The 7,279-nt window shown below is 69.0% G+C and carries 9 protein-coding genes and 1 pseudogene; 5 read left to right on the forward strand and 5 right to left on the reverse strand.

Going from position 1 to position 7,279, the window contains the following annotated elements; translation table 11 throughout:
- Positions 1–412: pseudogene (locus tag HMPREF0591_RS32085) on the forward strand (serine/threonine protein kinase); the annotation flags it as partial.
- Positions 409–2,283, forward strand: a complete 1,875-nt coding sequence (gene pknB / locus HMPREF0591_RS03350; RefSeq protein ID WP_007166999.1) for a Stk1 family PASTA domain-containing Ser/Thr kinase — start codon at positions 409–411, stop codon at positions 2,281–2,283. The pseudogene HMPREF0591_RS32085 and the gene pknB, both read left to right, overlap by 4 nt.
- Here the strand turns inward: pknB and HMPREF0591_RS03355 are convergent.
- Complete coding sequence (locus HMPREF0591_RS03355) at positions 2,261–2,947, reverse strand: aminodeoxychorismate/anthranilate synthase component II (RefSeq protein WP_007167000.1); 687 nt, start codon at positions 2,945–2,947, stop codon at positions 2,261–2,263. The genes pknB and HMPREF0591_RS03355 overlap by 23 nt on opposite strands.
- Positions 2,948–2,973: 26 nt before the next feature.
- Positions 2,974–3,717, reverse strand: a complete 744-nt coding sequence (locus HMPREF0591_RS03360; RefSeq protein ID WP_007167001.1) for a DUF881 domain-containing protein — start codon at positions 3,715–3,717, stop codon at positions 2,974–2,976.
- Between the two features lie 117 nt (positions 3,718–3,834).
- On the opposite strand from HMPREF0591_RS03360, the gene crgA reads away from it, so the two are divergent.
- Both crgA and HMPREF0591_RS03370 read left to right on the forward strand, forming a co-directional pair.
- A complete protein-coding gene (crgA, locus tag HMPREF0591_RS03365; RefSeq protein ID WP_007167002.1) occupies positions 3,835–4,116 on the forward strand; it encodes a cell division protein CrgA in 282 nt (93 codons plus the stop codon).
- Positions 4,117–4,271: 155 nt separating this feature from the next.
- Positions 4,272–4,697 carry a PH domain-containing protein gene (locus HMPREF0591_RS03370; protein WP_007167003.1) on the forward strand — a complete coding sequence of 142 codons (426 nt, stop codon included), beginning with the start codon at positions 4,272–4,274 and terminating at the stop codon, positions 4,695–4,697.
- A gap of 20 nt (positions 4,698–4,717) precedes the next feature.
- On the opposite strand, the gene HMPREF0591_RS03375 is transcribed toward HMPREF0591_RS03370, so the two are convergent.
- Positions 4,718–5,266 carry a peptidylprolyl isomerase gene (locus HMPREF0591_RS03375; protein WP_040621022.1) on the reverse strand — a complete coding sequence of 183 codons (549 nt, stop codon included), beginning with the start codon at positions 5,264–5,266 and terminating at the stop codon, positions 4,718–4,720.
- Positions 5,267–5,394: 128 nt separating this feature from the next.
- Between HMPREF0591_RS03375 and cwsA the strand changes: the two genes are divergently transcribed.
- On the forward strand, positions 5,395–5,829 hold the full coding sequence (gene cwsA, locus HMPREF0591_RS03380; protein ID WP_007167005.1) for a cell wall synthesis protein CwsA: 435 nt from the start codon (positions 5,395–5,397) through the stop codon (positions 5,827–5,829).
- Between the two features lie 17 nt (positions 5,830–5,846).
- Here cwsA and HMPREF0591_RS03385 read toward each other — a convergent pair whose 3' ends face one another.
- Positions 5,847–6,254 (reverse strand): VOC family protein, encoded by a 408-nt coding sequence (locus HMPREF0591_RS03385; RefSeq protein ID WP_040621024.1) that lies wholly within the window; start codon positions 6,252–6,254, stop codon positions 5,847–5,849.
- Positions 6,208–7,050 carry a helix-turn-helix domain-containing protein gene (locus HMPREF0591_RS03390; RefSeq protein ID WP_040621745.1) on the reverse strand — a complete coding sequence of 281 codons (843 nt, stop codon included), beginning with the start codon at positions 7,048–7,050 and terminating at the stop codon, positions 6,208–6,210. The genes HMPREF0591_RS03385 and HMPREF0591_RS03390 overlap by 47 nt, the downstream gene beginning before the upstream one ends.
- Positions 7,051–7,279 lie beyond the last annotated feature (229 nt).

Raw genomic sequence — 7,279 nt, forward strand, 5'->3', positions numbered from 1 at the left:
GGCGGCCGCCGTCACCAGCACTCGGGCGGCGGCGCCCCGGCGAACCACCGGCGGTCACCGGCCGCCCCCGGCCCGGCGCACCTTCTCGTCGGGTCAGCGCGCGCTGCTGTGGGCCGCCGGGGTGCTCGGCGCGCTGGCGATCATCATCGCGGTGCTCATCGTCATCAACTCCCGCGCGGACACCCAGCAGCAGCCGCCGCCCCCCACGGTCACCGACACCGGGGGTCCGCCGGCCCCGCCGCCGGCGAGCAAGACGCCCGCCGGTTTGGCGCCCGGTCCGGCGCTGCGGCTCAATTGGACGGATCGCGCGACGATAAGTAATTCTGGACTGCAGCGAGGGCCGGCCGAGCACGGGTGGGGTGAACCACTGACGCCCAGCGCCTCACCGGCCCGACACGAGATACCACGATGACCACCCCTCAGCACCTGTCTGACCGCTATGAACTGGGCGAGATCCTCGGATTCGGGGGTATGTCCGAGGTTCACCTGGCCCGCGACGTCCGGTTGCACCGCGATGTCGCGGTCAAAGTGCTGCGCGCGGATTTGGCCCGCGATCCCAGCTTCTACCTGAGGTTCCGCCGCGAGGCGCAGAACGCGGCCGCGCTCAATCACCCGTCGATCGTCGCGGTGTACGACACCGGGGAGGCGGAAACGCCGACGGGACCGCTGCCCTACATCGTCATGGAGTACGTCGACGGCGTCACCCTGCGCGACATCGTGCACACCGACGGCCCGCTGCCGCCGCGGCGCGCCATCGAGATCATCGCCGACGCGTGCCAGGCGCTGAACTTCAGCCACCAGAACGGGATCATCCACCGCGACGTCAAGCCGGCGAACATCATGATCAGCAGCACCAACGCGGTCAAGGTGATGGACTTCGGCATCGCGCGCGCCATCGCCGACAGCGGCAACAGCGTCACCCAGACCGCGGCGGTGATCGGGACGGCCCAGTACCTGTCGCCCGAGCAGGCCCGCGGCGACACCGTCGACGCCCGCTCCGACGTCTACTCGCTGGGTTGTGTGCTCTACGAAATCCTCACCGGCGAGCCACCTTTCACCGGGGACTCGCCCGTGGCCGTCGCTTACCAGCACGTGCGCGAGGACCCGATCCCGCCGTCACGGCGGCACGAGGGCATCTCCGCCGACCTGGACGCGGTGGTGCTCAAGGCGCTGGCCAAGAATCCGGACAACCGGTACCAGACCGCCGCCGAGATGCGCGCCGACCTGGTGCGGGTACACAATGGCGAACCGCCCGAGGCGCCCAAGGTGCTCACCGACGCCGACCGGACCTCGTTCCTGGCCTCGGGCGGGAACGCGCCCGGCCCGCGCACCGACCCGCTGCCGCGGCAACCTCTCCGCCCCATCGACGACAGCAACGGCGGGTCGGTCGGCCGCTGGATCGTCGCGGTCGCCGCGCTGGCCGTGCTGACCATCGTCGTCGTCATCGCCTTCAACACGTTCGGCGGCACCGCCCGCGATGTCCAGGTGCCCGACGTGCGGGGCCAGGTATCCGCCGATGCCATTGCGGCGCTGCAGAATCGCGGCTTCAAGACCCGCACCTTGCAGAAGCCCGACTCGACGATCCCGCCCGATCACGTCATCAACACCGATCCCGGCGCCAACGCGTCGGTGAGCGCGGGCGACGAGATCACCATCAACGTCTCGACCGGCCCCGAACAGCGCGAAGTCCCCGATGTCTCGTCGCTCAGCTACTCCGATGCGGTCAGCAAGCTCAAGGCCGCCGGATTCAGCAAGTTCAAGCAGGCCAATTCGCCGTCGAGCCCCGAGCTGCTGGGCAAGGTGATCGGCACCAACCCGCCCGCCAACCAGACGTCGGCCATCACCAACGTGATCACCGTGATCGTCGGTTCGGGGCCGGAGACCAAGCAGGTGCCCGACGTCGCGGGCCAGACCATCGACGTCGCGCAGAAGAACCTCACCGTCTACGGCTTCACCAAGATCACGCAGGCGCAGGTGGACAGCACCCGGCCGGCCGGCGAGGTGATCGGCACGAATCCGCCCAAGGGCCAAATGGTTCCGGTCGACTCGGTGATCGAACTGCAGGTGTCCAAGGGCAACCAGTTTGTGATGCCCGATCTGAGCGGCATGTTCTGGACCGATGCCGAGCCGCGGCTACGGGCGTTGGGCTGGACCGGGGTGCTGGACAAGGGTCCCGACGTGGACGCCGGCGGCTCCCAGTCCCACCGGGTGGTCTATCAGAACCCGCCGGCCGGCACCGGTTGCAATAAGGACGGGATCATCACGCTGAAGTTCGGCCAGTAGCCGGCGGATCGGCCGGGAAATACGGCTGAACCGCCGCCCGGACCTCGTTCTCGAGCCGGCGGACGAGCGTGTCATCGCGGGCCCAGCCGCAGTAGGCCAGCCAGTTCGCCAGCATCCGATGCCCGCCCTCGGTCAGGATCGACTCCGGGTGGAATTGGACACCGTGAATCGGCAATTCGCTGTGCCGGACCCCCATGATGACGCCGCCGCGGGTGCGGGCCGTCACCTCGAGCACCGGCGGCAGCGACTCCGGCAGGATGGTCAGCGAGTGGTAACGGGTCGCCGTGAACGGATCCGGAAGCCCTTGCAGCACACCGGCATTGGTGTGGAAGACGCTGCTGGTCTTACCGTGCAGCAGTTCGGGAGCGCGGTCCACGGTGGCGCCGAACGCGACCCCGATCGCTTGGTGTCCGAGGCAGACCCCGAGTAGCGGGGTGCGCTCGGCGGCACACGCGCCAACCAGGGCGATGGATGCGCCCGCACGTTCCGGGGTGCCCGGCCCGGGGCTGAGAAGCACCCCGTCGAACCGCGCGGCGACGGCGGCCTCGTCGGAAAGTCTGGCGTCGTCATTGCGCCACACCTCGGCCTCGACGCCCAGCTGGCCGAGGTACTGCACCAGGTTGAACACGAAGCTGTCGTAGTTGTCGACGACCAGGATCCGCACCGTGCCAGGTTACCGCCCCCCGAAAGTCAGTACCCGATGGTTCCCAGGGGCTGCGCGAAGTGCAGCCGGTCCGGTTCGGTGTGGCCGACGATCTGCACGTCGGGCTTGACCTCTTCGCGGTAGCCGAGGCCGAACCGGACGACGTATTGGCGGTACAGGGTGACCAGGGGAGCGGCGGCCAGGGCGGCCTGCATGGCGGCCCCGTTGCCGATCGCGGTGATGGTGTAGGGCGGGCTGTAGGTGCGGCCGTTGAGCAGCAGTGTGTTACCGACGCAGCGGGGCACCGAGGTGGCGACGATCCGCTGGTCCTGCATCTGGATCGCCTCCGCGCCGGCGCTCCACAACGCGTTGAGGACGGCCTCGATGTCCTGCTGGTGCACCACGAGGTCGTCGGGCGACGCATCCCTCGGGAAACGCCCATTGGCGTCCCGCGGCGCGTCCTCGAGGGTGACCGTGATTCCCGGGCCATGCTCGGGGTTCATGTCCGCTTCGGCGGCCAGCTCGGCGGAGCGACGCAGCATCGCCGCCAGCGCGCGATCGGAGGACCGCCCGTGCGCGGCGTCGATCTTGGCCGACAGCGCGTCCCGCCGCGCGTTGAGATGATTCACCGACGACTGCGCCTCGCGAACCAGATCCACCAGCCGCGGGGCGTCACTGCGGCGGATTTCCGCGCCGCCGGACACCCCGTGGGTGGCGGCGAGAAGCAGTCCGGCCAGCAGGCACACCACCGGGACCCCGAAGCGCCAGGGGGAAGGGGGTCCGTCGCTCATCGCTCTCCAATTTCCTGGTCGGCGCGCCAGGTGGGTTAGTCTCGTAGCCAAGCTGTGCGTGCAGCTGCGGTCGTTATCGTTGCACCCCGTCCCGCTCACCGTCTTGTTGAGGTAATCATGCCCAAGTCCAAGGTCCGCAAGAAGAACGACTTCGCCGTCAGCTCGGTCAGCCGCACGCCGGTCAAGGTGAAGGTCGGGCCGTCGAGCGTGTGGTTCGTCGCGCTGTTCGTCGGCCTCATGCTCATCGGGCTGGTCTGGCTGATGGTGTTTCAGTTGGCCGCCGTCGGCAGCCAGGCGCCGACCTGGCTCAACTGGATGGCGCAACTGGGACCGTGGAACTACGCCATCGCCTTCGCTTTCATGATCACCGGGTTGTTGCTGACGATGCGCTGGCACTGAGCGAGACCATCGACGGAATGATTTCATTTTCGGCGTACTTCGTTCCCGCGCCAGCAACATTCTCAGCACCCAATCACACGCGTGTGATTTATCCCCACTGTTGATAGCGTCTGTGGATAACTCCATAGGCCGTGGTGGGAGGGGCTGAGCGGCGCATGCAGCAAACACAATGGGAGCCCCGCATCGCGGGAATCGCTGGTTGCGGGGCTGCCGGCGTTTTGATGGCTATCGCGAGTGTGACCGTAGTCACAGACCCGCCGGGCCGCGTTTTGACGGGGATTGCCGCGGCGGGTCTGATCTTGTTTGCGGGGGCGACGTGGCGCGCGCGGCCGAAGCTGGCAATTACCGACGGCGGCCTGGTGCACCGGGGTTGGTTCCGGACGCAGTTATTGCGGCCCGCCGACATCAAGATCATCCGGATCACGGAGTTCCCGCGCCTTGGGCGCAAAGTCCGCCTGCTCGAGGTCGAAACGGCCGACGGCGGCCTGCGGCTCTTCTCCCGCTGGGACCTCGGGACGGATCCGATCGAGGTGCTCGACGCGCTCACGGCCGCCGGCTACGCGGGCCGTCACCCGCGCTGACCGGACCGGCGTGCGCCGGCCTACGAGATCGTGATCGACTCGATGACGACCGGCTCGGTGGGGCGGTCGTTGCTGTCGGTGGCCGTCGTGGAGATCGCCTCGACGACCTTCTGCGACTCGGGGTCCGTCACCTCGCCGAAGATGGTGTGCCGCCGGTTCAGGTGCGGGGTCTTGCCCACGGTGATGAAGAACTGGGAGCCGTTGGTGCCCGGTCCCGCGTTGGCCATCGCCAGCAGGTAGGGCTTGTCGAATTGCAGTTCCGGGTGGAACTCGTCGGCGAACTTGTAGCCCGGGCCGCCGCGGCCGGTTCCGGTCGGGTCGCCGCCCTGGATCATGAAGCCCTGAATCACCCGGTGAAAGACCGCGCCATCGTAGAACGGACCGGAGGACCCGCCCGACGCGTTCTGGGTCGAGTACTCCTTGGTGCCCTGCGCCAGCCCGACGAAGTTGGCGACGGTCTTGGGCGCGTGGTTTCCGAACAGAGCGACTTTGATGTCGCCGCGGTTGGTGTGCAGCGTGGCGGTAGCGGTCTGAATGGGGCTGTTGGTCACGGCATGAGAGTCTGCCACTACGCGCGGGCCTGCCCGCACCCGGTGTCGCCCAAGCCCCGTCGCCGCTGAAAACGCGGCGCGCACATAAGGGTTTCGCCGGTGTCCCTATGCTGGCAGTCTGTTCAGCACGCGACGAAAGGCGGCAGATGAGCGCGAAGGCGGAATCCCGGCTGACCCCGCGGGAGCGACTGGCTCGCGGCCTGACCTACTCGACAGTGGGGCCGGTGGACGTGACCCGCGGAGTCGTCGGTCTGGGTGTCCAGTCGGCGCAGTCGACCGCGTCGCAGATCCGCCGCAAATACCAGGAGGGGCGTCTGGCCCAGGAACTCGCCGCGGCCCAGGAGACGCTCGCCCAGGAGTTGGCGGCCGCGCAGGACGTGGTCGCAAACCTGCCTCAGGCGCTGCAGGACGCGCGGCGGGCGCGCCGGCGGACCAAGCGTCCGTGGGTGTTCGCGGGGGCGGCCGTCGCGGTGCTCGCCGGCGGGGCCGTCGCGTTCAGTCTTGTCCGGCGCTCCGTGCGCGCCAAGCCGCAGGATCCCCAGTCGCGGCCGCCCAGCGTCGAGGTGCAACCGCGTCCCTGACGGCCCCTGGGGTGCCGTCAGCCTCCCGGTGGGCAGGGCGCGCCGCGGTAATCGCCGAACGACCACAGGTTGCCCTCGGGATCGCGGACAATGAATTCGGTTGAGCCATAGCTGGTTTCGGCGAGCGGACGGACGATGTCGGCTCCGCGTCCGACGACGCGCCCGTACAGGCCGGCGGGATCGGCGGTGACGACGTACGCGCCGGCGGTGCCGGGTTCGCGCTCGCATTCGGTGCCGGGTTTGTGGCTGCCGAGCATGAAGCCGCCCTCACCCTCGGGCCAATTCAGCTGCGCGTGGTCGACGTCGCGGCCCTCGCCGTAGCGTGCCGCGAGCACGAAGCCGAACGTCTCGACGTAGTAGTCGATCAGCTTCTGGGCGTCATGGGCCTGCAGGGTCAACCACAGGGTCGGATTCGATCCAGTCATGCTCGCAGTGTGCGCCGCACGAATGGCCGCCGTCTTGAATGTTTCGGAACTCCTCGGCCAGCCAGCGCCGCGGCGGTGCGCCCGCGAAGCGGGTGAACTCCCGGGTGAGGTGGGCCTGGTCACTGTATCCCGCGTGGGCCGCGACGGCGGCCAGGTCGACCGACCCGCAACGCCGCGCCGAGTCGGCGATCCGGACGGTCGCATGCCGGAAGCGCATCAGCATCGCGACGGTCTTGGGGGAGCGGCCCACCTCTTGCCGGAACAGCGTCGTCAGGTGGCGGGGACTCACGCCGATTCGCTCAGCCACCAGGCTCACCGGCAGCCGCCCGCGACTGGTTTCCAGCAGCTGCCAGGCCCGGGCCACGTCGGGGCGCACCGTCGCACCGTCGCGCCGCCGCCAGGCATCCCGCAGGCCCTCGGCGATGACCGCGAACGCGTCCGGCCAGTGCCACGCCTCGGCCACCCGCTCGTGCAATTCAGCGGCGCGACGCCCCAGCAACCGGCCGGCGTCGAAGTCGATCGCTCCCAGCTCGGCGCTGGGCACGCCGAAGAGCCTCCGCGCGGCAAGGGGGTGCACCGCCAGCTGCACCCCGGCCTGCCCGCGGTGCTGCCGCACGTGCGCGGCCTGCACCTGCAGGCCGCCGAGCAACACCGGGTTGGGCCGGGCGACGCGAAGACCCTCGGGGGTAGCCGCCGCCTGCACCCCCTCGTCGAGGCTGACGATGAACGTCAGCGTCGGCGACGGCATACCGCGATGGATGACGCCGGGGTTCTGCAAGGCCCGGTAGCCCACCATCGAGACGGCGCCGGGGGCGCACCGCGGCGGCCCGGTGACGAACTCCCAGGCGCGTGGCTGTTCGTCGGGCACGAGGTTCACGCTAGCGGGGAGCGCCCGATCAGCGAAGATTTGTGGAGCCTAGGGGAATCGAACCCCTGACACCCGCCTTGCAAAGGCGAATCGTGCTGCTGTTCAATGGGTTACAGCCTGGTCGACGTGCGGAAATACACAACCGTACTTAACAATA

The organism is Mycobacterium parascrofulaceum ATCC BAA-614 (assembly GCF_000164135.1).
Classification (GTDB): Bacteria; Actinomycetota; Actinomycetes; order Mycobacteriales; family Mycobacteriaceae; genus Mycobacterium; species Mycobacterium parascrofulaceum.